Origin of the sequence: Escherichia sp. E4930 (assembly GCF_005845405.1) — a bacterium.
Classification (GTDB): Bacteria; Pseudomonadota; Gammaproteobacteria; order Enterobacterales; family Enterobacteriaceae; genus Escherichia.
In genome coordinates this window covers 192,973-217,832 of record NZ_VCDZ01000001.1, presented here as the reverse complement: position 1 = coordinate 217,832, position 24,860 = coordinate 192,973, and the positions used below count along the sequence as shown (strand labels likewise).

The 24,860-nt window shown below is 52.1% G+C and carries 25 protein-coding genes; 16 read left to right on the top strand and 9 right to left on the bottom strand.

Annotation, left to right across the window (positions count from 1 at the left end; all coding sequences use genetic code 11):
• Positions 1–90 precede the first annotated feature (90 nt).
• The 7 genes from FFT88_RS01105 to gstA all read left to right on the top strand — a co-directional run bounded on the left by FFT88_RS01105 (position 91) and on the right by gstA (position 6,117).
• Positions 91–276: a hypothetical protein gene (locus tag FFT88_RS01105; protein ID WP_276609669.1), complete on the top strand. Its 186-nt coding sequence runs from the start codon at positions 91–93 to the stop codon at positions 274–276.
• Complete coding sequence (gene rsxD, locus FFT88_RS01100; protein WP_135405862.1) at positions 277–1,335, top strand: electron transport complex subunit RsxD; 1,059 nt, start codon at positions 277–279, stop codon at positions 1,333–1,335. It abuts the gene before it with no gap.
• Positions 1,336–1,338: 3 nt separating this feature from the next.
• On the top strand, positions 1,339–1,959 hold the full coding sequence (gene rsxG, locus FFT88_RS01095) for an electron transport complex subunit RsxG (RefSeq protein ID WP_130219004.1): 621 nt from the start codon (positions 1,339–1,341) through the stop codon (positions 1,957–1,959).
• Between the two features lie 3 nt (positions 1,960–1,962).
• Positions 1,963–2,658: an electron transport complex subunit RsxE gene (rsxE, locus tag FFT88_RS01090; RefSeq protein ID WP_064530022.1), complete on the top strand. Its 696-nt coding sequence runs from the start codon at positions 1,963–1,965 to the stop codon at positions 2,656–2,658.
• Positions 2,658–3,293 carry an endonuclease III gene (gene nth, locus FFT88_RS01085; RefSeq protein WP_001030332.1) on the top strand — a complete coding sequence of 212 codons (636 nt, stop codon included), beginning with the start codon at positions 2,658–2,660 and terminating at the stop codon, positions 3,291–3,293. Before rsxE ends, nth begins: the two co-directional genes overlap by 1 nt.
• Positions 3,294–3,902: 609 nt before the next feature.
• Positions 3,903–5,405, top strand: a complete 1,503-nt coding sequence (dtpA, locus tag FFT88_RS01080; protein WP_135405861.1) for a dipeptide/tripeptide permease DtpA — start codon at positions 3,903–3,905, stop codon at positions 5,403–5,405.
• A 106-nt stretch (positions 5,406–5,511) separates the two neighbouring features.
• Complete coding sequence (gene gstA, locus FFT88_RS01075; RefSeq protein ID WP_135405860.1) at positions 5,512–6,117, top strand: glutathione transferase GstA; 606 nt, start codon at positions 5,512–5,514, stop codon at positions 6,115–6,117.
• 44 nt (positions 6,118–6,161) lie between these two features.
• Here the strand turns inward: gstA and pdxY are convergent, their stop codons facing one another.
• The 5 genes from pdxY to anmK all read right to left on the bottom strand — a co-directional run bounded on the left by pdxY (position 6,162) and on the right by anmK (position 10,737).
• Positions 6,162–7,022: a pyridoxal kinase PdxY gene (gene pdxY, locus FFT88_RS01070; RefSeq protein ID WP_130219000.1), complete on the bottom strand. Its 861-nt coding sequence runs from the start codon at positions 7,020–7,022 to the stop codon at positions 6,162–6,164.
• Between the two features lie 60 nt (positions 7,023–7,082).
• Positions 7,083–8,357 carry a tyrosine--tRNA ligase gene (tyrS, locus tag FFT88_RS01065; RefSeq protein WP_053264059.1) on the bottom strand — a complete coding sequence of 425 codons (1,275 nt, stop codon included), beginning with the start codon at positions 8,355–8,357 and terminating at the stop codon, positions 7,083–7,085.
• 128 nt (positions 8,358–8,485) lie between these two features.
• Positions 8,486–9,142 carry a pyridoxamine 5'-phosphate oxidase gene (gene pdxH / locus FFT88_RS01060; protein ID WP_130224736.1) on the bottom strand — a complete coding sequence of 219 codons (657 nt, stop codon included), beginning with the start codon at positions 9,140–9,142 and terminating at the stop codon, positions 8,486–8,488.
• Positions 9,143–9,200: 58 nt separating this feature from the next.
• Positions 9,201–9,530, bottom strand: coding sequence for a C-type lysozyme inhibitor (gene mliC, locus FFT88_RS01055; RefSeq protein WP_130208174.1), 330 nt, complete (start codon positions 9,528–9,530; stop codon positions 9,201–9,203).
• 85 nt (positions 9,531–9,615) lie between these two features.
• Positions 9,616–10,737, bottom strand: coding sequence for an anhydro-N-acetylmuramic acid kinase (anmK, locus tag FFT88_RS01050; protein ID WP_135405859.1), 1,122 nt, complete (start codon positions 10,735–10,737; stop codon positions 9,616–9,618).
• 274 nt (positions 10,738–11,011) lie between these two features.
• On the opposite strand from anmK, the gene slyB reads away from it, so the two are divergent.
• Entirely contained in the window at positions 11,012–11,479 is a 468-nt protein-coding gene (gene slyB / locus FFT88_RS01045; RefSeq protein ID WP_064530029.1) for an outer membrane lipoprotein SlyB, read from the top strand.
• A 46-nt stretch (positions 11,480–11,525) separates the two neighbouring features.
• On the opposite strand, the gene slyA is transcribed toward slyB, so the two are convergent.
• Positions 11,526–11,960, bottom strand: a complete 435-nt coding sequence (slyA, locus tag FFT88_RS01040; RefSeq protein ID WP_064530079.1) for a transcriptional regulator SlyA — start codon at positions 11,958–11,960, stop codon at positions 11,526–11,528.
• A 200-nt stretch (positions 11,961–12,160) separates the two neighbouring features.
• On the opposite strand from slyA, the gene FFT88_RS01035 reads away from it, so the two are divergent.
• The 3 genes from FFT88_RS01035 to FFT88_RS01025 are packed head-to-tail and all read left to right on the top strand — an operon-like array spanning position 12,161 to position 15,269.
• A complete protein-coding gene (locus FFT88_RS01035) occupies positions 12,161–12,397 on the top strand; it encodes a DUF1656 domain-containing protein (RefSeq protein WP_130208178.1) in 237 nt (78 codons plus the stop codon).
• 2 nt (positions 12,398–12,399) lie between these two features.
• Positions 12,400–13,257 carry an HlyD family secretion protein gene (locus FFT88_RS01030; RefSeq protein WP_135405858.1) on the top strand — a complete coding sequence of 286 codons (858 nt, stop codon included), beginning with the start codon at positions 12,400–12,402 and terminating at the stop codon, positions 13,255–13,257.
• Complete coding sequence (locus tag FFT88_RS01025) at positions 13,257–15,269, top strand: FUSC family protein (protein WP_135405857.1); 2,013 nt, start codon at positions 13,257–13,259, stop codon at positions 15,267–15,269. The genes FFT88_RS01030 and FFT88_RS01025 overlap by 1 nt, the downstream gene beginning before the upstream one ends.
• Here the strand turns inward: FFT88_RS01025 and sodC are convergent, their stop codons facing one another.
• From sodC to FFT88_RS01010, 3 genes are all read right to left on the bottom strand, one after another.
• Positions 15,270–15,791 (bottom strand): superoxide dismutase [Cu-Zn] SodC, encoded by a 522-nt coding sequence (sodC, locus tag FFT88_RS01020; protein ID WP_135405856.1) that lies wholly within the window; start codon positions 15,789–15,791, stop codon positions 15,270–15,272.
• A 79-nt stretch (positions 15,792–15,870) separates the two neighbouring features.
• Complete coding sequence (locus tag FFT88_RS01015; protein ID WP_135405855.1) at positions 15,871–16,767, bottom strand: aldo/keto reductase family oxidoreductase; 897 nt, start codon at positions 16,765–16,767, stop codon at positions 15,871–15,873.
• A gap of 48 nt (positions 16,768–16,815) precedes the next feature.
• The gene (locus FFT88_RS01010; RefSeq protein ID WP_024258169.1) at positions 16,816–17,055 is read right to left on the bottom strand and encodes a DUF1289 domain-containing protein; all 240 of its coding nucleotides are present in this window, start codon (positions 17,053–17,055) and stop codon (positions 16,816–16,818) included.
• Positions 17,056–17,157: 102 nt separating this feature from the next.
• On the opposite strand from FFT88_RS01010, the gene nemR reads away from it, so the two are divergent.
• The 5 genes from nemR to FFT88_RS00985 all read left to right on the top strand — a co-directional run bounded on the left by nemR (position 17,158) and on the right by FFT88_RS00985 (position 24,837).
• A complete protein-coding gene (gene nemR / locus FFT88_RS01005; RefSeq protein ID WP_135405854.1) occupies positions 17,158–17,757 on the top strand; it encodes a DNA-binding transcriptional regulator NemR in 600 nt (199 codons plus the stop codon).
• A 35-nt stretch (positions 17,758–17,792) separates the two neighbouring features.
• On the top strand, positions 17,793–18,890 hold the full coding sequence (nemA, locus tag FFT88_RS01000) for an N-ethylmaleimide reductase (RefSeq protein ID WP_135405853.1): 1,098 nt from the start codon (positions 17,793–17,795) through the stop codon (positions 18,888–18,890).
• Between the two features lie 80 nt (positions 18,891–18,970).
• A complete protein-coding gene (gene gloA / locus FFT88_RS00995; protein WP_001237796.1) occupies positions 18,971–19,378 on the top strand; it encodes a lactoylglutathione lyase in 408 nt (135 codons plus the stop codon).
• Positions 19,379–19,480: 102 nt separating this feature from the next.
• Entirely contained in the window at positions 19,481–20,128 is a 648-nt protein-coding gene (gene rnt / locus FFT88_RS00990; RefSeq protein ID WP_001282281.1) for a ribonuclease T, read from the top strand.
• 92 nt (positions 20,129–20,220) lie between these two features.
• Entirely contained in the window at positions 20,221–24,837 is a 4,617-nt protein-coding gene (locus tag FFT88_RS00985; RefSeq protein WP_135405852.1) for an ATP-dependent helicase, read from the top strand.
• The last annotated feature ends 23 nt before the right edge of the window (positions 24,838–24,860 follow it).

Genomic DNA, 24,860 nt, shown 5'->3' with positions numbered 1-24,860 from the left:
CGCGTAAAGCTGCCGTTGAAGCCGCTATCGCCCGCGCCAAAGCGCGCAAGCAGGAACAGCAGCAGGCCAACGTAGAGCCAGAAGAACAGATTGACCCGCGTAAAGCTGCCGTTCGAAGCCGCTATCGCCCGTGCTAAAGCGCGCAAGCTGGAACAGCAGCAGGCCAACGGAGAGCAGGAAGAACAGGTTGATCCCCGCAAAGCTGCAGTTGCCGCGGCGATCGCCCGGGTTCAGGCAAAAAAAGCCGCTCAGCAAAAGGTTGTAAACGAGGACTAAATGGTATTCAGAATAGCTAGCTCCCCTTATACCCATAACCAGCGCCAGACATCGCGCATCATGCTGCTGGTGCTGGTCGCAACCGTCCCTGGCATCGCTGCGCAACTGTGGTTTTTTGGCTGGGGTACTCTCGTTCAAATCCTGTTGGCTTCGGTCAGTGCACTCTTAGCCGAAGCTCTCGTACTCAAACTGCGCAAGCAATCTGTAGCTACAACCTTAAAAGATAACTCAGCATTGCTAACGGGCTTATTACTGGCGGTAAGTATCCCGCCTCTTGCGCCGTGGTGGATGGTGGTACTCGGCACGGTGTTTGCCGTAATCATCGCTAAACAGCTGTATGGCGGTCTGGGGCAAAATCCGTTTAACCCGGCAATGATTGGTTATGTGGTATTACTGATCTCCTTCCCGGTACAGATGACCAGCTGGTTGCCGCCGCATGAGATTGCGGTCAACATCCCTGGATTCATTGACGCTGTACAGATTATCTTCAGCGGTCATACCGCCAGTGGTGGTGATATGAACACACTTCGCTTAGGTATCGATGGCATTAGCCAGGCGACACCGCTGGATACGTTCAAAACATCTGTACGCGCCGGTCATTCGGTTGAACAGATTATGCAGTATCCAATCTACAGCGGTGTTCTCGCGGGCGCTGGCTGGCAATGGGTAAACCTCGCCTGGCTGGTTGGTGGCGTGTGGCTGCTATGGCAGAAAGCGATTCGTTGGCATATTCCCGTCAGTTTCTTAGTGACACTGGCCTTGTGCGCAACGCTGGGTTGGTTGTTCGCCCCCGAAACACTAGCTTCGCCGCAGATTCATCTGCTGTCTGGCGCGACCATGCTCGGTGCATTCTTTATTCTGACCGATCCAGTCACCGCGTCTACCACCAATCGTGGTCGTCTGATTTTCGGTGCGCTGGCGGGATTATTAGTCTGGCTGATCCGCAGTTTTGGTGGCTATCCTGACGGCGTTGCCTTCGCTGTCCTGCTGGCGAACATCACGGTTCCTCTGATCGATTACTACACGCGTCCACGCGTATACGGCCATCGCAAAGGATAAACCATGCTGAAGACTATCCGAAAACACGGTATTACGCTGGCGCTGTTCGCCGCTGGTTCAACAGGTTTAACGGCTGCCATCAACCAGATGACCAAAGCCACGATTGCTGAACAGGCTAGCCTGCAACAAAAAGCGTTATTTGATCAGGTGTTACCAGCCGATCGCTATAACAACGAGCTGGCCCAAAGTTGCTATATAGTGACTGCGCCAGAGTTAGGAAAAGGTGAACATCGGATTTACATCGCGAAACAGGATGATAAACCGGTAGCTGCCGTTCTGGAGGCCACCGCGCCGGATGGTTATTCCGGTGCGATTCAGTTGTTGGTTGGGGCCGATTTTAACGGCACGGTACTTGGCACCCGCGTGACAGAACATCACGAAACGCCGGGACTTGGCGACAAAATCGAACTACGCCTTTCTGACTGGATCACCCATTTTGCGGGTAAACAAATCAGCGGTGCGGATGACGCTCACTGGGCGGTGAAGAAAGATGGTGGTGATTTCGACCAGTTCACCGGGGCGACCATTACGCCTCGCGCGGTGGTGAATGCGGTAAAACACGCCGGATTGTATGCCCAAACGTTGCCAGCACAACTTTCTCAACTTCCTGCCTGTGGAGAATAAACCGTGAGCGAAATTAAAGACGTTATTGTTCAGGGGTTATGGAAGAACAACTCTGCGCTGGTCCAGTTACTTGGCCTCTGTCCGCTGCTGGCGGTCACTTCCACTGCCACCAACGCACTGGGTTTAGGGCTTGCGACAACGCTGGTGTTGACTCTCACCAACCTGACCATCTCGACGCTGCGTCACTGGACGCCAGCCGAAATCCGAATCCCGATTTACGTGATGATCATCGCCTCGGTGGTCAGCGCCGTACAAATGCTGATTAACGCATACGCCTTTGGCCTGTATCAATCGTTAGGGATTTTTATTCCTCTGATTGTCACTAACTGTATCGTTGTTGGCCGTGCGGAAGCCTTCGCCGCAAAAAAAGGTCCGGCGCTCTCCGCACTTGATGGTTTTTCGATAGGCATGGGCGCAACCTGCGCCATGTTCGTACTGGGTTCACTACGCGAAATCATCGGCAACGGAACATTGTTTGACGGTGCCGATGCGCTGTTAGGTAGCTGGGCCAAAGTACTGCGGGTAGAGATCTTCCATACCGATTCTCCCTTCCTGTTAGCAATGTTACCGCCAGGCGCATTCATTGGTCTGGGGCTGATGCTGGCGGGAAAATATCTGATTGATGAAAGAATGAAAAAGCGCCGTGCTGAAGCAGCTGCTACACGCGAGTTGCCAAACGGTGAAACAGGGAATGTCTGATGAACAAAGCAAAACGACTGGAGATCCTCACTCGCCTGCGTGAGAACAACCCTCATCCTACAACCGAACTTAATTTCAGTTCGCCTTTTGAATTGTTGATTGCTGTACTGCTTTCCGCCCAGGCGACCGATGTCAGCGTCAATAAGGCGACGGCAAAGCTTTACCCGGTGGCCAATACACCTGCCGCAATGCTCGAACTGGGCGTCGATGGGGTTAAAACGTATATCAAAACCATTGGGCTATATAACAGCAAAGCAGAAAATATCATCAAAACCTGCCGTATTTTGCTCGAACAGCATAATGGCGAAGTTCCGGAAGATCGCGCTGCGCTGGAAGCCCTGCCCGGTGTAGGGCGTAAAACAGCAAACGTGGTATTGAATACTGCTTTCGGTTGGCCGACCATTGCTGTAGATACGCACATTTTCCGCGTCTGTAATCGCACCCAATTTGCACCGGGGAAAAATGTCGAACAGGTTGAAGAAAAACTACTCAAAGTGGTTCCGGCAGAATTCAAAGTCGATTGCCACCACTGGTTAATCCTCCACGGGCGTTACACCTGTATTGCCCGCAAGCCTCGCTGTGGCTCCTGCATTATTGAAGATCTTTGTGAATACAAAGAGAAAGTTGACATCTGACGAAAAGGGGTAACATCGTTATCCCATTCATAACTATTTCTCATCCTCTTATAAAACATCTTGTTAACGTCAATGATGCCGCCTCGCGGCATCATTATCAGGCAATCCGTTTGTGAATAACCAAAAATGCAGGTTAATTGTTTTTTTAATAGCGAAATTTTCTATCTATTCGTGATCAAGATCACATTGATGTCATAATGTAAAAATATTGCTCTGTTTAAGTTAAATTTGACAAGGCATTGATTCAACCAGGGCATAAACCTACAAAACATTACACTGTCTATTTTTCAGATAATGGACTTTCTCACTACATAAAACACCTTACAGTAGAACATATCGCCAAATATCAGTATCTCCCCTCTTCTGGTAGTGAAAAAATCTGCCGTTACGTTTTTTGAAAAATTTAACGCTGGATAACATTTCAATGGGCCGATGATTTCTCCATGCCAGTTATATGTAACAGATTATTACAAAGGACTTGTCTGAAAGTGCAAGATAGTGAACATTACCTGCCGTTTCCCCTCCCACTATAACAATTGCGCGTATGTTTATTAGACATCACGCGAGAAAGCACCCCCGTTAATATGGGATGTAAAAAAAGAGGTAAAAGTGTCCACTGCAAACCAAAAACCAACAGAAAGCGTTAGTTTGAACGCTTTCAAACAACCGAAGGCGTTCTATCTCATCTTCTCGATCGAGTTATGGGAACGTTTTGGTTATTACGGCCTACAAGGAATTATGGCTGTTTACCTGGTTAAACAACTGGGTATGTCCGAAGCGGATTCAATCACACTTTTCTCTTCCTTTAGCGCCCTGGTTTATGGTCTTGTCGCTATTGGTGGTTGGTTAGGCGATAAAGTACTGGGTACAAAACGCGTCATTATGCTTGGTGCTATTGTGCTGGCTATTGGCTATGCGCTGGTTGCCTGGTCTGGTCACGATGCCGGTATCGTCTATATGGGTATGGCGGCAATTGCGGTCGGTAACGGCCTGTTTAAAGCCAACCCGTCTTCACTGCTGTCAACTTGCTACGAGAAAAACGATCCACGTCTGGACGGTGCATTCACCATGTACTACATGTCCGTCAACATCGGTTCATTCTTCTCTATGATTGCAACGCCGTGGTTAGCAGCCAAGTATGGCTGGAGCGTCGCATTCGCCCTTAGCGTAGTTGGTCTGTTGATCACCATCGTTAACTTCGCCTTTTGCCAACGCTGGGTTAAGCAGTACGGTTCAAAACCTGACTTCGTGCCGATCAACTACCGCAATCTGCTGTTAACCATTATTGGTGTTGTCGCGCTGATTGCTATTGCCACCTGGCTGCTGCACAACCAGGACGTTGCGCGTATGGCGCTGGGCGTTGTTGCCTTCGGTATCGTGGTTATCTTCGGTAAAGAAGCCTTTGCAATGAAAGGTGCTGCACGTCGTAAAATGATCGTTGCTTTCATCCTGATGCTTGAAGCAATCATCTTCTTCGTGCTGTACAGCCAGATGCCGACGTCTCTGAACTTCTTTGCAATCCGTAACGTTGAGCACACCATTCTGGGCCTGGCCGTAGAACCTGAACAGTATCAGGCACTGAACCCGTTCTGGATCATCATTGGTAGCCCGATTCTCGCCGCTATCTATAACAAGATGGGCGATACCCTGCCGATGCCGACTAAGTTTGCTATCGGTATGGTGATGTGTTCTGGCGCGTTCCTGATCCTGCCACTGGGCGCGAAATTCGCCTCTGACGCCGGTATCGTGTCTGTAAGCTGGCTGGTCGCAAGCTATGGCCTGCAGAGTATCGGTGAACTGATGATCTCCGGTCTGGGTCTGGCAATGGTTGCGCAGCTCGTTCCACAGCGTCTGATGGGCTTCATTATGGGTAGCTGGTTCCTGACCACTGCCGGTGCGAACCTGATTGGTGGTTATGTTGCGGGCATGATGGCTGTACCGGATAACGTAACCGATCCGCTGATGTCGCTGGAAGTCTATGGCCGCGTGTTCTTACAGATTGGTGTCGCCACTGCCGTTATTGCAGTGCTGATGCTGCTGACCGCGCCGAAACTGCATCGTATGACTCAGGACGATGCTGCTGATAAAGCGGCGAAAGCTGCCGTAGCGTAAATTTCAGGGAAACTCTTTTACAAGCCGCTAACTTTTCGTTAGCGGCTTTTTTTTTTGTTCAGCAACGCACTACCATACTTTAAACCACAGCCAAAAGGAGTTACCGATGAAACTGTTCTACAAACCGGGCGCCTGCTCTCTTGCTTCCCATATCATCCTGCGTGAGAGCGGAAAGGACTTTACGCTCACCAGTGTGGATTTAATGAAAAAACGTCTGGAAAACGGCGATGATTACTTTGCGATTAATCCTAAAGGGCAGGTTCCTGCTCTGCTGCTGGACGATGGCACTCTGCTTACGGAAGGCGTGGCCATTATGCAGTATCTTGCCGACAGCGTCCCCGACCGCCAGTTACTGGCTCCGGTAAACAGTATTTCTCGCTATAAAACCATCGAATGGCTGAACTATATCGCCACTGAGTTGCATAAAGGCTTTACTCCGCTGTTTCACCCGGCTACACCGGAAGAGTTCAAGCCGACTGCACGCGCACAGCTGGAGAAAAAACTGCAGTACGTTAACGATGCGCTGAAAGAGGATAACTGGATTTGCGGGCAACGTTTTACTATTGCTGACGCCTATCTGTTTACTGTACTGCGCTGGGCATATGGGGTGAAATTGAATCTGGAAGGTTTAGCGCATATTGCCGCCCATATGCAGCGTATGGCTGAACGTCCGACGGTAAAAGCCGCGCTAACAGCAGAAGGCTTGCAGTAATGGTTTATCGGCCCGCAGGATACTGTGGGCCGACAAGACACTTTTCAGAGCTTCGTCGCACTGAAGTAGTGTTCTGGTTTAGCAATACGATCCTGGGCAGCTACAACTTGCAGCTCATATTCCTGCATTGCTTTGGTGGTTACCATAATTTCGTATACCGCCGCGGTCACATGCTCCAGCGCCTGCTGCAACGTTGCGCCCTGTAGTAGTTTCACCAGCAGTAACCCGCTCGTCACATCACCAACACCTACTGGCTGACGCGTGCCAAAATCTACCAGAGGACGGTCGATATGCCATGCTTCATCGGCAGTGACCAGCAGCATTTCAAAACGTTCTGTGCTGTAACCGGCACGCGCCAGATGTTTCACCAGTACGATTTCAGGCCCCTGAGCAATAAGTTCGCGCGCAGCTTTAACCGCATCTTCGACGTTATGTACCGGATGCTCGCAGAGGATTTCCAGCTCAACCAGATTAGGCGCGATGATATCGCTGGCAGGAAGACCGTGACGCACGTGGAACTCCGCCACACCTGGCGCAACGATACAGCCTTTTTCGGGGTGTCCCATTACCGGATCGCAAAAATATTTCGCCTGCGGGTTCGCCGCTTTCACCTGACGGACAATACCGAGGATATGCTCGCCCTGCTCCGCCGAACCCAGATAGCCGCTTAATACAGCATCACAAGTGTGCAACTTATCGATGGCAGCAATGCCTTGCACAATTTCGGTTAAATGGCTGGGCGGCATAACACAGCCGGTCCATTTGCCGTATTGAGTGTGATTAGAAAATTGAACGGTGTTGAGCGGCCAGACATTTGCGCCCAGGCGGCGCATTGGAAACTCTGCCGCGCTGTTACCCGCATGACCATAGACAACGTGAGACTGGATAGCGAGAATATTTTTCATCGTGTTCCCTGTATAAAAATCAGGGGGAGTGATTTCTCACCCCCCTTTCCACTTAATGCATTATTTCCAGCAAATCAGACAGTAATTCTTTTTGCCGCGACGAAGTAAGGTATAACGACCAAACAGACGATCTTCTTCTTTAAAGAAGTATTCTGGATCGGACTGTTTTTCACCATTAATGGTGATGGCATTAGAGGCGATAGTTTTACGCGCCTGACCACGAGAAGGTTGCAGTTCAGAATCAACCAACGCCTGCATCAGATCAGCGCCTTTTTCCATCTCTACCATCGGTACGCCGTCCTGCGCCAGTTGTTCGAAGTCCGCTTCACTCAGCGCACTCAGAGAACCGCTGAACAGGCACTCGGTAATACGTTTCGCAGCTTGCAGACCTTCTTCACCGTGAACCAGACGCGTCACCTGCTCCGCCAGCACATACTGAGCGCGCGGCGCTTTACCGCTGTTTTTGTCTTCTTCTTCGAGGGCATTGATCTCTTCAATGCTCATAAAGGTAAAGAACTTCAGGAAGCGGTAAACGTCAGCATCAGCAGTATTGATCCAGAACTGGTAGAACTTGTACGGACTGGTTTTCTTCGGATCCAGCCATACTGCACCACCTTCAGTTTTACCGAACTTAGTGCCGTCTGCTTTGGTGATCAGCGGAACGGTCAGGCCAAACACCTGGTTCTGATGCAGACGACGGGTCAGATCGATACCAGAGGTGATGTTACCCCACTGGTCAGAACCGCCGATTTGCAGCACCACACCGTACTGTTTGTTCAGGCAGGCAAAGTCATAGCCCTGCAACAGGTTGTAGGAAAACTCGGTAAACGAAATCCCCTGATCTTCACGGTTGAGACGCTGTTTAACCGCTTCTTTGTTGATCATCTGGTTAACGGAGAAGTGTTTGCCGATATCGCGCAGGAAGGTCAGCACATTCATATTGCCGAACCAGTCATAGTTGTTCGCTGCGATAGCAGAGTTTTCTCCGCAGTCGAAATCGAGGAACGGGGCAACCTGCTTGCGGATTTTGTCCACCCACTCCTGAACAGTTTCTTCAGTGTTCAGCTTACGCTCGGCAGCTTTGAAGCTCGGGTCGCCAATCAAACCCGTGGCGCCGCCTACCAGCGCAACCGGCTTGTGGCCCGCCTGCTGGAAGCGTTTCAGGCATAACAATGGAACAAGATGCCCCAAATGCAAGCTGTCAGCGGTAGGATCGAAGCCGCAATAGAGCGCGATCGGGCCTTGCGCCAGTCGCTCTGCTAACGCTTCTTCGTCCGTCACCTGGGCCACTAGCCCCCGCTCTTGCAATTGTTTAATCAAGTTACTGCTTGCCATCAAAATCTCCATGTATATAACGACTGCACCTTTGCCGGTACACGACTTTTCGCCAGATGCGAAAGAGACATAGAATAAAGTGCCGGAATCAGGAGTACCAGCGATTAAAGCAAGATTTTTGCATCTTTTCAGGGTGCGAGGCGATCGATTTTCCACGCCTCGTTTTCACGCTGGTACAAAAAGCGGTCATGCAGCCGATGCTCACCGCCCTGCCAGAACTCAATCTGTTCAAGGCTGACGCGAAAACCGCCCCAAAAACTCGGCAACGGCACTTCGCCCTGCTGAAACTTCTGCTTCAATTCCAGGAATTTGCTTTCAAGGATCCCACGCGCAGAAATACGGCTGGATTGCTTCGATACCCACGCGCCAATCTGGCTATCACGCGGGCGGCTATGAAAATATTTCATCACTTCGAGAGTCGAAAGACGTTCCGCTTTACCGGTAACCATCACCTGGCGTTCCAGGGTATGCCACGGAAAAAGCAGGCTAACGCGCGGGTTATTTTCGATTTGGTGTGCTTTACGGCTGCCAAGGTTGGTGTAAAACACCATCCCTTTTTCATCGTAATGTTTTAGTAAAACAATCCGCTGATAGGGTTGGCCATGTTCATCAACGGTGGCGACGACCATCGCAGTAGGATCGGCCAGTTTGGCTTCACAGGCCTGAGAAAGCCAGCGTTCAAAAAGGGTTAAAGGATCGGCGGGAAGATCGCGGCGGCGTAAACCGCCTTTAGTGTATTCGCGGCGCAGATGCGCGATTTGCTGCAATTCGTCGTTATCGGCCATGGTTTTCTTTACAAATTGTCAGTGGGTGACGCTATTGTGCGCCGCCCCTGGAAAAATCTCAACGCTGTGGATTTTGTAACTGACAGTTATTCAAGACGATGCGGTCACGTTTATAGACCGTCGCCTCATCACCTTTTGACCAGAAAACGTAGATACCGTCGGTATAACGTGCGCCAGAAGCTGAAATACCCTGTTTAAGGTGCAGCAGTTGATTATCGTAAACAAAACTAACTTCCTGACGCGGATTATTCAGTTTGACCGTCAACGGTTTTTCATCACACTGGTATTCCAGCGTATCAGTTTGCATGCGCTCAACCAGTTGATTAAACGCGCCACAGCCGGTAAGAAATAGCGGCAGACAAAGTAGTAACAGTTTTTTCATAAACATATCCCGAAGACTTTCCTGGTCCGGAGGGCAAAAACGCCCTCCTCAACTTCCAAGTGTAACGGCAGACGCAGTAAGAAAAATTCAGTTAACTCTGATATCGCGGGTTGGCAGGGAAAATAGCGCCCAGCACCGTCTCCTCGCTTGCGCCGGTAACGGAAGGTAGATTGCCGGGCAGCCCAGCCAGCGTTCGCCAGGCAAGCCATGCGAAGGCTAACGCTTCCATATCATCGCCACTAATGCCAACGGCATCGGTGGTGGTCACTTCAGTACCTGGCAGTAATGCAGCCAGACGCGCCATAAGCAGCGGATTGCGACTTCCGCCACCACATACCATCAATCGATCGCAGCCACCGCTCAACAAGACTTGTTCAGAAATGGTCACGGCGGTGAGTTCCGCCAGTGTTGCCTGAACATCTCGCGCATCCAGGCCAGGGAAATCGCGTAGATGGCGCTCCAGCCAGGCATAGTTAAAGTATTCGCGCCCGGTGCTTTTGGGTGCTGGCTGGGAAAAATAGGGATCGCTAAGCATTTTTTGCAGCAGCGGCAGAATAACCTTGCCCGCCCGCGCCCACTCAGCGTCTTTATCGTAAGGTTTACCGACCTGACGCCAGATCCATGCGTCCATTAGCATGTTGCCCGGTCCGGTATCGTAGCCACCTACCGGCATCCCTGGTATGAGTAGTGACAGATTGGCAATACCACCAATATTAAGCACCATTCGCCGCTCAGTTGGATGGGCCAGCAATGCGTGATGAAAAGCAGGTACCAGCGGTGCGCCCTGGCCACCTAAGGCGATATCGCGACGGCGAAAATCCCCGACGACGGTAATTCCAGTCCGCGCAACAATTTGATTGTTATCACCAATCTGTAGCGTATGTGGCGCGACGCCCATGGGTTCGTGCCAGACGGTCTGGCCATGACAACCGATAGCTACGATATCTTTCGGCTGTAAATTTTCTGCTTTTAATAGTGCATTAACGGCATCCGCAAACAAGCAGCCAAGTCGGGTATCCAGTTGACCAAACTGGGAGAGCGTAAGCTGTTGCCCCTGGCAAATATCCAGCACCGCCTGTTTGATTGATGGGGGAATCGGCCAGCTCAAACTCGCCAGCTGCGCCACCCGGTGTTCATCGATCGTCGCTAACACAACATCGACACCATCCAGGCTAGTACCTGACATAACCCCAATAAAGCGGCCTGATTTCATAGTTCATCCTTTTTCAACCTGATGTTTGCGTTCCACTCAAACACAAACCTTTCGCGAATTCCATGCATAAGAGCCGATTTTTATCGTTGGTAGTAAAAGATTATATTCACATCAATAACTAATATGAATGTTTTGTTTATACTTGGTTAACCCTACTCTAATTATGATTTAATCATGTTTTAGTGGAACATGTAATCATGGTTATACTAATGCGAATAACTTTGACCATTAGGGATGCTCGTGAGGCGTTTCATGGTAATCAGGAGATTTTTCAATGATTAAACGCGTACTGGTTGTATCAATGGTAGGTCTTTCTCTTGTTGGTTGTGTTAACAACGATACCCTATCTGGTGATGTTTATACTGCCTCTGAAGCGAAGCAAGTGCAGAATGTCAGCTACGGCACAATCGTTAACGTACGGCAGGTACAAATTCAGGGCGGTGATGATTCCAACGTCATCGGCGCAATTGGCGGTGCAGTTCTCGGTGGTTTTCTTGGTAATACCGTTGGTGGTGGTACGGGACGCTCTTTGGCTACCGCAGCAGGTGCCGTCGCGGGTGGCGTAGCCGGTCAGGGTGTACAGAGCGCAATGAACAAAACACAGGGTGTGGAGCTGGAAATTCGTAAAGATGATGGTAACACCATCATGGTGGTTCAGAAACAGGGCAATACCCATTTCTCTCCGGGACAACGTGTCGTTCTGGCCAGCAACGGCAGCCAGGTGACGGTTTCCCCGCGCTAAACAAGTTGACGTGTGGTCAGCTACCTGGCCACACGCCCCCTTTATTTCACCCTTTGGCCTGTAACTCAGTAATATTATGCTCAAGTTTTGCAATGAGCCTAATCAGTTGTTCCAGTTCCTCTGCTGAAATCCCATCCAAAATTTCCGCCCGGGTCTTGTTAATAACAGCTTCCATTTCGCTAATCAGCGGCTCCGCCTTTTCCGTCAGTTTAATACGTTTGGCCCGCCGATCGCTGGGACAAGTTTGACGCGAAATTAACCCTTTTTCTTCCAGTTGGTCCAACGTACGAACCAGTGATGGCTGCTCAATGCCGATCGCTTTTGCCAGTTGAATTTGCGACTGGTCTGGAGGTAACTGATGTATATTGTGCAACGTCACCCAATGGGTTTGCGTTAACTCCAGGGGTTTCAGGCGATGGTCTATCAGAGCACGCCATATGCGCACCAACCGTGCCAGATCAGAACCTAGTGGCGATTCCAATTTCATCTCCTTATAATTAGCTTGCTAAGATATTATACGGCTTTTAGAATAGTGTGCAGCAATTGTATTGCTAAAACAAATGGATTGCTGCATTTGCTTACCGTCAGACATGCTTTTCAGAAATAGCGAGTAATTTTCTCTCACATAAACAATATTTATTAATCTAAAGCAATAAACTCAGCCTCAAAGGAATCTATTTTGTGAAGTTTATGCATAGTGCAACAGGATTGCCCCTACAAGATCTGGTGTTCGGTGCATCCGTCTACTTTCCTCCGTTTTTCAAAGCCTTCGCGCTTGGATTCGTCGTCTGGCTTGTCCTGCACCGCCTGCTTCGCGACTGGATCTACGCGGGCGACATCTGGCATCCCTTGTTAATGGATTTGTCGCTGTTTGCGATCTGCGTATGCTCCGCCCTGGCAATATTGATTGCGTGGTAACTATGTCAATTAAAACCATTAAGTATTTCTCAACAATAATTGTAGCAGTAGTTGCCGTTCTCGCCGGGTGGTGGCTCTGGAACTATTACATGCAGTCACCGTGGACGCGGGATGGCAAAATACGCGCGGAACAGGTCGCTATCACCCCACAAGTGTCCGGACGTATTGTTGAGATGAATATAAAAGACAACCAGTTGGTTAACGCTGGCGATATTCTGTTCACTATCGATAAAACACCCTTCCAGATTGCCGAACTGAATACCCAGGCCCAACTGGCGAAAGCGCAATCGGATCTTGCCAGAGCCAATAATGAGGCCAATCGCCGCCGTCATCTCTCGCAAAATTTTATCTCTGCCGAAGAACTGGATACGGCAAACCTCAATGTTAAAGCGATGCAGGCCAGTGTCGATGCTGCACAAGCAACGCTGAAACAGGCACAATGGCAACTGGCACAAACGGAAATTCGCGCCCCGGTCAGCGGATGGGTCACCAACCTCACTACCCGCATCGGCGACTACGCCGACACAGGAAAACCGCTGTTTGCCCTGGTGGACAGTCACTCGTTTTACGTCATTGGTTATTTTGAAGAAACCAAATTGCGGCATATCCGCGACGGTGCGCCAGCACACATTACGCTCTATAGCGACAACAAAACGTTACAGGGTCACGTCTCCAGTATCGGTCGGGCAATTTATGATCAGAGTGTGGAAAACGATTCCAGCCTGATTCCAGACGTTAAACCTAACGTTCCCTGGGTTCGTCTCGCCCAGCGCGTCCCGGTTCGCTTTGCCCTTGATAATGTTCCCGGCGATGTCACGCTAGTATCCGGCACAACTTGTAGTATCGCAGTAGGTCAGTAATGAACGCCTGGTCATGGTCTCTGCGCAATCTGCCCTGGTTTAAGGCCACGCTGGCACAATGGCGCTATGCGTTGCGCAATACCCTTGCCATGTGTCTGGCGCTGACTGTTGCTTATTATTTAAATCTGGACGAGCCCTATTGGGCGATGACGTCAGCCGCGGTAGTGAGCTTTCCGACAGTTGGCGGTGTCATCAGCAAAAGCCTGGGGCGCATCGCTGGCAGTTTGCTGGGGGCTATCGCGGCGCTAATCCTTGCCGGGCATACTCTCAACGAACCGTGGTTCTTCCTGTTGAGCATGTCGGCATGGCTTGGTTTTTGTACCTGGGCCTGCGCGCATTTCACGAATAACGTGGCCTATGCGTTTCAACTGGCGGGTTACACAGCCGCGATTATCGCCTTCCCGATGGTCAATATCACTGAAGCAAGCCAGTTGTGGGACATCGCCCAGGCGCGCGTTTGCGAAGTGATCGTCGGTATTCTCTGCGGTGGGATGATGATGATGATTCTGCCGAGCACTTCCGATGCCACTGCCCTTTTGACCGCATTGAAAAACATGCACGCCCGTTTACTGGAACATGCCAGTTTACTCTGGCAGCCTGAAACAACCGATGCCATTCGTACCGCACATGAAGGGGTGATTGGGCAGATACTGACCATGAATTTGCTGCGTATCCAGGCTTTCTGGAGCCACTATCGCTTCCGCCAGCAAAACGCGCGCCTCAATGCGTTACTCCACCAGCAATTACGCATGACCAGCGTAATTTCGAGCTTGCGGCGTATGTTGCTCAACTGGCCATCACCCCCTGGTGCTATACGGGAAATTCTTGAACAGTTGCTAACGACCCTCGCCAGCGGGCAAACGGATTTTTACACCGTCGCACGCATTATTGCCCCGCTACGCCCGACGAACTCAGCTGACTACCAGCACGTCGCCTTCTGGCATCGACTACGTTATTTTTGCCGCCTTTATCTGCAAAGTAGTCAGGAATTACATCGTCTGCAAAGCGGCGTAGATGATCAAACCAGACTCCCTCGCGCGTCCGGGCTGGCACGTCATACCGATAATGCAGAAGCCATGTGGAGCGGGCTGCGGACATTTTGTACGTTGATGATGATTGGTGCGTGGAGTATTGCCTCGCAATGGGATGCCGGAGCCAATGCATTAACCCTGGCTGCAATTAGCTGCGTCCTTTACTCCGCCGTCGCAGCACCGTTTAAGTCATTGTCGCTGCTGATGCGCACGCTGGTATTGCTTTCGTTCTTTAGCTTTGTGGTTAAATTTGGCCTGATGGTCCAAATTAGCGAGCTGTGGCAATTTTTGCTGTTTCTTTTCCCCCTGCTGGCAACGATGCAGCTACTCAAAATACAATTGCCAAAACAAGCTGCATTATGGGGGCAACTGATTGTTTTTATGGGATCATTTATCGCTGTCACTAATCCCCCGGTGTATGATTTTGCTGATTTTCTTAACGATAATCTGGCAAAAATCGTTGGCGTGGCGTTGGCGTGGTTAGCGTTCGCCATTCTGCGTCCAGGATCAGATGCTCGTAAAAGCCGTCGTCATATTCGCGCGCTGCGCCGGGATTTTGTCGATCAACTAAGCCGCCATCCAACACTGAGTGAAAGCGAATTTGAATCGCTCACTTATCATCACGTCAGTCAGTTGAGCAACAGCCAGGATGCGCTGGCGCGCCGCTGGTTATTACGTTGGGGGGTGGTGCTACTGAACTGTTCGCATGTTGTCTGGCAATTACGCGAGTGGGAGTCACGTTCTGATCCGTTATCACAAGTGCGGGATAACTGTATTTCGCTGTTGCGGGGAGTGATGAGTGAGCGTGGCGTTCAGCAAAAATCGCTGGCAGCCACACTTGAAGAATTACAGCGGATTTGCGACAGCCTTGCCCGGCATCATCAGCCTGCCGCCCGTGAGCTGGCGGCGATAGTCTGGCGACTATACTGCTCGCTTTCACAACTTGAGCAAGCACCGCCGCAAGGTACGCTGGCCTCTTAACTACTTAATAACACCACAGGCATAGCGTTCACCGCCACCGCCCAGCGGTTTAGGTTGATCGGACATATTATCGCCGCCAACGTGGATCATCAGCGCCTTGTCTTTGATTTCATCGAGTGATTTCAGACGAGGCGCAATAACGGCATCGGTCGCCTTGCCGTCATTATTGACCACCAGCGCAGGCAGATCGCCTAAATGTCCCGCACCTTCCGGCCCTTCATGCTTGTTGGTTTTTTGTGGATCAAGATGCCCGCCTGCAGATTCCGCGGCGCTGGCTTTGCCATCTTTGGTGGCTGGCTGGCAGCTTCCTTTAGCATGAATATGGAAGCCATGTTCACCGGGGGGTAATGCTTTCAGATCGGGTGAAAACTCCAGACCTTTATCGGTTTCAGTAATAGTTACGCTACCTATTGACTGCCCAACCCCTTGCGACGTAACGAGGTTCATCTCGACTTTTTCACTGGCCGCTTGTGCGCCGGTCGCAACAACCAGCGCCAGAATAGCCAGACTAAAACGCTTCATAGGACCTCCGTTCATTGTGCATACCCGTTAAGTGTAAACCAGTGACACATATTTGAACGGCGGCTATTCCTAAAAGTGTTTATGGTACGTCGTAACCCAGTGCCGCTTTACGGATACGGAACCACTGCTGACGCGTCATTTTCAGGGCTTCTGCCTCTACAGCAGCCCGTACGCGCTCAATTTTACCGGAACCAATTATCGGCAACGGTTGCGACGGCAGACGTAATATCCAGGCATAAACAACCTGCTCAATAGTGGCCGCGTTTAATTCCTGGGCTATCACAGCGAGTTCATCACGCAGCGGCTGGAAAAAATCATCATTGAACAGACGTCCACCACCAAGGCACGACCACGCCATCGGACGAACACGCAGTTGTTGCAGTTGGTCGAGCGTGCCATCCAGCAGCAACGGCTGATGCACCGGGGATATTTCCACCTGATTAGTGGCAAGGGTAAATGGCAGGCGTGATTGCAACAGGGCAAATTGCGCAGACGTGAAGTTGGAGACGCCAAAATGGCGCACTTTGCCGCTCTGATGCAGATGTTTAAACGCATCCGCCACTTCATCGGCATCCATTAACGGGTCGGGACGGTGGATTAACAGCAGATCCAGATGATCGGTCGCGAGATTAATCAGCGACTGTTCGGCGCTTTTAATAATATGGTCGCGGTCAGTGATGTAATGACCAATGACGTTTTCTTCACGCGCGGTCGTTGCGATGCCACATTTGCTGACGATTTCCATCCGTTCACGCAGATGAGGCGCCAGCTTCAGCGCCTCGCCAAACGCTGCTTCGCACTGATAGCCGCCATAAATATCAGCATGGTCCACAGTGGTAATGCCGAGATCCAGATGCTCCTCAATAAAGCTAACCAACTGACGGGCAGACATATTCCAGTCCATCAGTCGCCAGTAGCCCATCACAAAACGGGATAACTCCGGGCCTTGCGGCGCAATAGTAATACGCTGAACCATAATCGCTTCCTCTTATCAGATATGAGAGGAGTATACGCAAGATTATGCTCAAAAGAGTGATGGTTGCTCCGGTTCATCTGATGACGTTGGCTTATTTGCGCGTAATTTACGCATCAGCCGTTGCCGACAAAGGCGCAGCACCTCTTGTTTTTCGCCATCGCTCATATTATTCCAGTTAAAACGCTCGTCCCGGCTTCGAAAACAGCCGCGACAAAACCCGCGCTCATCAGACTGGCAAATTCCCCGGCACGGGCTCTGGACGGGAAAGAACTCTAGTTGCTCCGCCACTTCGCCCCCCTGAAATGAGATTATTACCACTATTGAAGCTCTTAATGCCCAAAGTAGCAACTTTGCTTGCACTAGACCGACTGGTCTACTACACTCGAACGCATGAACAAACACACCGAACATGATACTCGCGAACACCTCCTGGCGACGGGTGAGCAACTTTGCCTGCAACGTGGATTCACCGGGATGGGATTAAGCGAATTACTGAAGACCGCTGAAGTGCCGAAAGGATCCTTCTATCACTACTTTCGCTCTAAAGAAGCGTTTGGCGTTGCCATGCTTGAACGTCATTACGCAGCATATCACCAGCGACTAACAGAGTTACTGCAATCCGGCGAAGGTAATTACCGCGACCGCATACTGGCTTATTACCAGCAGACGCTGAACCAGTTTTGCCAACACGGAACCATCAGTGGTTGCCTGACAGTAAAACTCTCTGCCGAAGTGTGCGATCTGTCAGAAGATATGCGCAGCGCGATGGATAAAGGCGCTAGCGGCGTGATCGCCCTGCTCTCGCAGGCGCTGGAAAATGGCCGTGAGAACCATTGTTTAACCTTTTGTGGCGAACCGCTGCAACAGGCGCAAGTGCTTTACGCACTATGGCTGGGTGCGAATCTGCAGGCCAAAATTTCGCGCAATTCCGAACCACTGGAAAACGCGCTGGCACATGTAAAAACCATTATTGCGACGCCTGCCGTTTAGTAGGCTTTTTTATCACCAGACGACCGGGAGCCTTTATGTCATCTGAAAAACTGTATTCCCCACTGAAAGTAGGCGCGATCACGGCGGCAAACCGTATTTTTATGGCACCACTAACGCGTCTGCGCAGTATTGAACCGGGTGACATCCCTACCCCGTTGATGGCGGAATACTATCGCCAACGTGCCAGTGCTGGTTTGATTATTAGCGAAGCCACGCAAATTTCTGCCCAGGCAAAAGGATATGCAGGCGCGCCAGGCATCCATAGCCCGGAGCAAATTGCCGCATGGAAAAAAATCACCGCTGGCGTTCATGCTGAAAATGGTCATATGGCCGTACAGCTGTGGCACACCGGACGCATTTCTCACGCCAGCCTGCAACCTGGCGGCCAGGCACCGGTAGCGCCTTCAGCACTTAGCGCGGGAACACGTACTTCTCTGCGCGATGAAAATGGTCAGGCGATCCGTGTTGAAACATCCACGCCGCGGGCACTGGAACTGGAAGAAATTCCGGGTATCGTCAATGATTTCCGTCAGGCCATCGCTAACGCGCGTGAAGCCGGGTTTGATCTGGTGGAGCTCCACTCCGCTCACGGTTATTTGCTGCATCAGTTCCTTTCCCCTTCTTCAAACCATCGTACCGATCAGTACGGCGGCAGCGTGGAAAATCGCGCACGCCTGGTACTGGAAGTCGTTGATGCCGGGATTGAAGAATGGGGAGCCGATCGCATTGGCATTCGCGTTTCGCCAATTGGTACTTTCCAGAATACGGATAACGGCCCGAATGAAGAAGCCGATGCGCTGTATCTGATTGAACAACTGGGCAAACGCGGCATTGCTTACCTGCATATGTCAGAACCAGACTGGGCAGGCGGCAAACCATATACCGAGGCGTTTCGCGAAAAAGTACGCGCCCGTTTCCACGGTCCGATTATCGGCGCAGGTGCATACACGGTAGAAAAAGCAGAAATGCTGATCGGTAAAGGGCTAATTGATGCGGTGGCATTTGGGCGTGACTGGATTGCGAACCCGGATCTGGTCGCCCGCTTGCAGCGCAAAGCCGAGCTTAACCCACAACGTGCTGAAAGTTTCTACGGTGGCGGCGCGGAAGGCTATACCGATTACCCGACGCTATAATCCAACATTGCGAGCGGCGTAAAGCCGCCGCTATACTAAAACAACATTTTGAATCTGTTAGCCATTTTGAGGATATAAAGATGCGTCTTCTTCATACCATGCTGCGCGTTGGCGATCTGCAACGCTCCATCGATTTTTATACCAAAGTGCTGGGCATGAAACTGCTGCGTACCAGCGAAAACCCGGAATACAAATACTCACTGGCGTTTGTTGGCTACGGCCCGGAAACCGAAGAAGCGGTGATTGAACTGACCTACAACTGGGGCGTGGATAAATACGAACTCGGCACTGCTTATGGTCACATCGCGCTTAGCGTAGATAACGCCGCTGAAGCGTGCGAAAAAATCCGTCAGAACGGGGGTAACGTCACCCGTGAAGCGGGTCCGGTAAAAGGCGGTACTACGGTTATCGCGTTTGTGGAAGATCCGGATGGTTACAAAATTGAATTAATCGAAGAGAAAGACGCCGGTCGCGGTCTGGGCAACTAATCTCCTGCCGGGCGCGAACTCATCGCGCCCGCATCTTTACTGCATCGACAAGTAATATTTGTCATAATGCGCGCTGCAATTTATCCGTATTAAGAGAATCAGATGTCCGATAACGCTCAACTTACCGGTCTGTGCGACCGTTTTCGTGGTTTTTATCCTGTTGTGATCGATGTTGAAACAGCCGGATTTAACGCCAAAACCGATGCGCTGCTTGAGATTGCCGCCATCACCCTGAAAATGGATGAACAAGGCTGGCTGATGCCGGACACCACATTACATTTCCACGTCGAACCATTTGTCGGCGCAAATTTGCAGCCAGAGGCCCTCGCCTTCAACGGCATTGACCCGAACGATCCCGATCGCGGCGCGGTCAGCGAATACGAGGCGCTGCACGAAATTTTTAAAGTTGTACGTAAAGGCATTAAAGCGAGCGGCTGTAACCGCGCCATTATGGTGGCGCACAACGCCAATTTTGATCACAGCTTTATGATGGCCGCCGCAGAACGCGCCTCACTGAAACGTAACCCATTCCACCCTTTCGCCACTTTTGACACCGCGGCACTGGCCGGGCTGGCTCTCGGACAAACCGTATTATCAAAAGCCTGCCAGACCGCGGGGATGGACTTCGACAGCACCCAGGCGCACTCCGCGCTGTACGACACCGAACGCACTGCTGTGCTGTTTTGTGAAATCGTCAATCGCTGGAAACGTCTGGGAGGCTGGCCGCTGCCTGCCGCCGAAGAGGTGTAATCGAGTCGATGCCTGATGACATGCAATGATTCAGGCATCTATAGTGAGGCTATCCCACGCATCATGCATGATATTCACGGGGAATAGCGTTAATGGCAGATAATCAACCCCCTTCATCGCCCCTGCCGGACGTGTTTTCACCGGCGACCCGCGACTGGTTTCTTCGCGCCTTTAAACAGCCGACCGCTGTCCAGTCACAAACCTGGCATGTGGCGGCACGAGGTGAACATGCGCTGGTGATTGCACCGACCGGCTCCGGGAAAACGCTGGCAGCATTTCTCTACGCCCTCGATCAGCTCTTCCGCGAAGGCGGCGAAGATACCCGCGAGGCGCATAAACGTATAACCTCACGCATCCTCTATATTTCACCGATAAAAGCCTTAGGCACCGACGTTCAGCGCAATTTGCAGATCCCGTTACAAGGCATTGCAGAGGAACGGCGGCGGCGCGGCGAAATGGAAGTCAACCTCCGCGTGGGCATCCGGACTGGCGATACGCCCGCGCAAGAACGCAGCAAACTGACCCGCAATCCGCCGGATATTCTGATCACCACACCCGAATCACTCTATCTGATACTGACCTCCCGCGCGCGCGAGACGCTGCGCGGCGTCGAAACGGTAATTATTGATGAAGTCCACGCGGTAGCGGGCAGTAAACGTGGTGCGCATCTGGCGTTAAGTCTGGAGCGGCTCGATGCGCTGCTCCACACCTCAGCACAGCGAATTGGCCTCTCCGCGACTGTACGCTCAGCCAGCGATGTGGCAGCATTTCTTGGTGGCGATCGTCCGGTTACGGTAGTCAACCCGCCCGCAATGCGCCATCCGCAGATACGGATTGTCGTACCGGTCGCCAATATGGATGATGTCTCATCGGTCGCCAGCGGCACCGGGGAAGACAGCCATGCGGGCAGAGAAGGCTCAATCTGGCCGTATATTGAAACCGGCATTCTTGATGAAGTGTTGCGCCATCGCTCGACCATCGTCTTTACAAATTCACGCGGCCTGGCGGAAAAACTGACGGCACGGCTGAATGAGCTTTACGCCGCACGATTGCAGCGCTCCCCGGCCTTCGCCATAGACGCCACTCATTTCGAGTCGACCTCCGGCGCAACCTCAAACCGCGTACAAAGTAGCGACGTTTTCATTGCCCGCTCGCACCACGGTTCCGTCTCTAAAGAACAACGGGCGATAACCGAACAAGCCCTGAAATCAGGCGAATTGCGCTGTGTGGTCGCGACTTCCAGTCTCGAACTGGGGATTGATATGGGCGCGGTGGATCTGGTGATTCAGGTGGCGACGCCGCTTTCTGTCGCCAGCGGGCTACAGCGCATTGGTCGCGCCGGACATCAGGTTGGCGGTGTATCTAAAGGGCTATTTTTCCCCCGTACCCGGCGTGATTTAGTCGATTGCGCCGTCATTGTCGAGTGTATGTTTGCAGGCAGGCTGGAAAACCTGACGCCACCGCATAATCCACTCGACGTCCTTGCGCAGCAAACCGTTGCCGCCGCGGCGATGGACGCCTTACAGGTGGAGGAATGGTATGCTCTGGTGCGTCGCGCGGCACCGTGGAAAGATCTGCCAAGACGCGTTTTTGACGCCACGCTGGATATGCTTTCCGGGCGCTATCCCTCTGGCGATTTTTCTGCTTTTCGACCAAAACTGGTCTGGAACAGGGAGACGGGGATATTGACCGCCCGACCTGGCGCTCAGCTGTTGGCTGTTACCAGCGGTGGCACCATTCCGGATCGTGGCATGTACAGTGTGTTATTACCCGAAGGTGAAGAACAGACAGGCTCGCGGCGGGTGGGCGAACTGGATGAAGAGATGGTGTATGAATCGCGAGTGAATGACATCATCACTCTCGGCGCTACCTCATGGCGGATCCAACAAATCACCCGCGATCAGGTCATTGTGACACCTGCGCCAGGTCGCTCTGCCCGACTTCCCTTCTGGCGTGGCGAAGGTAATGGACGCCCCGCTGAATTGGGGGAAATGATCGGCGATTTTCTCCATTTGCTGGCGGATGGCGCGTTCTTTTCCGGAAATATCCCGCCGTGGCTGGCAGAAGAAAATACACTCGCCAATATTCAGGGGCTGATTGACGAACAGCGTAACGCTACGGGCGTTGTCCCTGGAAGCCGCCACCTGGTTCTCGAACGCTGCCGTGATGAGATTGGCGACTGGCGCATTATTTTACACTCTTCCTATGGAAGACGAGTGCATGAACCGTGGGCGCTGGCGATTGCCGGGCGACTGCATGCGCTATGGGGCGCTGATGCCTCGGTAGTCGCCAGCGATGACGGTATTGTCGCCCGCATTCCTGACACCGATGGTAAATTGCCTGACGCCGCGGTTTTTTTGTTTGAACCAGAAAAGTTGCTGCAAATTGTCCGCGAGGCGGTGGGCAACTCGGCACTTTTCGCCGCCCGTTTTCGCGAATGCGCCGCGCGGGCATTATTAATGCCGGGCCGCACGCCGGGCCATCGCACCCCGCTCTGGCAACAACGGCTGCGTGCCAGCCAGTTACTGGAAATCGCCCAGGGTTATCCGGATTTTCCTGTCATTCTCGAAACTCTGCGTGAATGCCTGCAGGATGTGTATGACCTTCCCGCTCTGGAACGTTTGATGCGTCGCCTGAACAGTGGCGAAATTCAAATTTCCGATGTCACCACCGCGACGCCCTCACCTTTTGCCGCCAGTTTATTGTTCGGTTATGTGGCGGAATTTATGTATCAGAGCGACGCCCCGCTGGCAGAACGCCGGGCATCCGTACTGTCGCTAGACAGCGAGTTACTGCGTAATCTACTCGGTCAGGTTGATCCGGGGGAATTACTCGACCCGCAGATCATTCGTCAGGTGGAAGAAGAGTTACAGCGGCTGGCCCCCGGCAGAAGAGCGAAAGGTGAAGAAGGTCTTTTCGACCTACTGCGCGAACTGGGGCCAATGACCGTTGAAGACCTGGCGCAACGGCATACAGGCAGCAGTGAAGAGGTTGCGTCGTATCTGGAAAATCTTCTTGCAGTAAAACGAATCTTCCCGGCGATGATTAGCGGACAGGAGCGTTTTGCCTGTATGGATGATGCCGCCAGGCTGCGCGATGCCCTCGGCGTACGACTACCAGAGTCTCTGCCAGAGATTTATTTGCATAGAGTCAATTACCCGCTTCGCGATCTCTTTCTGCGCTATCTCCGGGCTCATGCTCTGGTCACGGCTGAACAACTGGCTCATGAGTTTAGCCTCGGTATTGCCATTGTCGAAGAGCAACTTCATCAATTGCGCGAACAGGGGCTGGTGATGAATTTGCAACAAGACATCTGGGTGAGCGATGAAGTTTTTCGTCGTTTGCGTTTACGTTCCCTGCAGGCTGCCAGAGAAGCTACGCGTCCGGTACCCGCCATTGCCTATGCACGATTGCTGCTGGAACGTCAGGGCGTGCTCCCCGCCACCGATGGTAGCCCGGCGCTCTTTGCCTCAACATCGCCAGGCGTTTATGAAGGCGTGGATGGCGTCATGCGAGTTATCGAACAGCTTGCTGGTGTCGGTTTACCCGCCTCACTCTGGGAAAGCCAGATCCTGCCCGCCCGTGTACGCGATTACTCGCCAGAAATGCTCGATGAACTGCTGGCAACCGGTACGGTTATCTGGTCGGGGCAAAAAAAGCTCGGTGAGGATGACGGTCTGGTGGCACTGCATTTACAGGAATATGCCGCCGAATCGTATATTCCTGCAGAAAATGATCACGCGAAACGTTCAGCGCTTCAGCAAGCAATTATCGCGGTTCTGACTGACGGGGGCGCCTGGTTTGCGCAACAAATCAGCCAACGAACAGGCGAGAAAATCGGCGAGCCAGTAGATCCTTCAGCCCTGCAAGAGGCGCTTTGGGAACTGGTCTGGCAAGGCGTCATCACCTGTGACATTTGGGCACCGTTGCGCGCCCTTACCCGAAGTAGTACCAGCGCACGCCCTTCAACTCGCCGTAGTAGCCGGGCTCGTCGTGGACGTCCGGTTTATGCACCGTCAGCTATGCCGTTGGTATCTTACAACACACCAAAGCTGGCTGGACGCTGGTCGTTATTGCAGGTGGAGTCACTAAACGATACCGAAAGGATGCTGGCGCTGGCGGAAAATATGCTCGACCGCTACGGAATCATCAGCCGTCAGGCGGTGATTGCTGAAAATATTCCTGGCGGATTTCCGTCGATGCAAACGCTTTGTCGAAGTATGGAAGACTCCGGGCGAATTATGCGGGGTCGATTTGTTGAAGGTTTGGGTGGTGCACAATTTGCTGATCGCCAGACCATTGACCGTCTGCGCGACCTGACGCCCCATGCCACGCAGACGCGACAATATATGCCCGTGGCCCTTAGTGCCAACGATCCGGCCAATTTGTGGGGGAATCTGCTACCCTGGCCTGCACATCCGGCGACGCTGGTTCCGACTCGTCGGGCAGGCGCGCTGGTGGTCATTTCTGGCGGAAAATTATTGATTTATCTGGCGCAAGGTGGCAAAAAAATGCTGGTCTGGCAGGAAAAAGATGAATTATTACCGCCGGAGGTTTTCCTGGCGCTAACCACCGCGTTACGGCGAGAACCACGGCTACGGTTTACGTTGACAGAAGTGAATGACCAACAGGTCAGGCAAACGCCGATGTTTACGCTGCTGCGTGAGGCGGGATTTTCAAGTTCGCCACAAGGGCTGGATTGGGGATAAAACGCACTGACGGATGCCGGTTA

Bases quoted from the DNA above. Each gene is read 5' to 3' on its own strand.
- rsxD (WP_135405862.1), top strand. From the start codon at position 277: ATGGTATTCAGAATAGCTAGCTCCCCTTATACCCATAACCAGCGCCAG.
- rsxG (WP_130219004.1), top strand. From the start codon at position 1,339: ATGCTGAAGACTATCCGAAAACACGGTATTACGCTGGCGCTGTTCGCC.
- nth (WP_001030332.1), top strand. From the start codon at position 2,658: ATGAACAAAGCAAAACGACTGGAGATCCTCACTCGCCTGCGTGAGAAC.
- gstA (WP_135405860.1), top strand. From the start codon at position 5,512: ATGAAACTGTTCTACAAACCGGGCGCCTGCTCTCTTGCTTCCCATATC.
- pdxY (WP_130219000.1), bottom strand. From the start codon at position 7,022: ATGAAAAATATTCTCGCTATCCAGTCTCACGTTGTCTATGGTCATGCG.
- tyrS (WP_053264059.1), bottom strand. From the start codon at position 8,357: ATGGCAAGCAGTAACTTGATTAAACAATTGCAAGAGCGGGGGCTAGTG.
- pdxH (WP_130224736.1), bottom strand. From the start codon at position 9,142: ATGGCCGATAACGACGAATTGCAGCAAATCGCGCATCTGCGCCGCGAA.
- mliC (WP_130208174.1), bottom strand. From the start codon at position 9,530: ATGTTTATGAAAAAACTGTTACTACTTTGTCTGCCGCTATTTCTTACC.
- anmK (WP_135405859.1), bottom strand. From the start codon at position 10,737: ATGAAATCAGGCCGCTTTATTGGGGTTATGTCAGGTACTAGCCTGGAT.
- slyB (WP_064530029.1), top strand. From the start codon at position 11,012: ATGATTAAACGCGTACTGGTTGTATCAATGGTAGGTCTTTCTCTTGTT.
- FFT88_RS01030 (WP_135405858.1), top strand. From the start codon at position 12,400: ATGTCAATTAAAACCATTAAGTATTTCTCAACAATAATTGTAGCAGTA.
- FFT88_RS01025 (WP_135405857.1), top strand. From the start codon at position 13,257: ATGAACGCCTGGTCATGGTCTCTGCGCAATCTGCCCTGGTTTAAGGCC.
- sodC (WP_135405856.1), bottom strand. From the start codon at position 15,791: ATGAAGCGTTTTAGTCTGGCTATTCTGGCGCTGGTTGTTGCGACCGGC.
- FFT88_RS01015 (WP_135405855.1), bottom strand. From the start codon at position 16,767: ATGGTTCAGCGTATTACTATTGCGCCGCAAGGCCCGGAGTTATCCCGT.
- nemR (WP_135405854.1), top strand. From the start codon at position 17,158: ATGAACAAACACACCGAACATGATACTCGCGAACACCTCCTGGCGACG.
- nemA (WP_135405853.1), top strand. From the start codon at position 17,793: ATGTCATCTGAAAAACTGTATTCCCCACTGAAAGTAGGCGCGATCACG.
- gloA (WP_001237796.1), top strand. From the start codon at position 18,971: ATGCGTCTTCTTCATACCATGCTGCGCGTTGGCGATCTGCAACGCTCC.
- rnt (WP_001282281.1), top strand. From the start codon at position 19,481: ATGTCCGATAACGCTCAACTTACCGGTCTGTGCGACCGTTTTCGTGGT.
- FFT88_RS00985 (WP_135405852.1), top strand. From the start codon at position 20,221: ATGGCAGATAATCAACCCCCTTCATCGCCCCTGCCGGACGTGTTTTCA.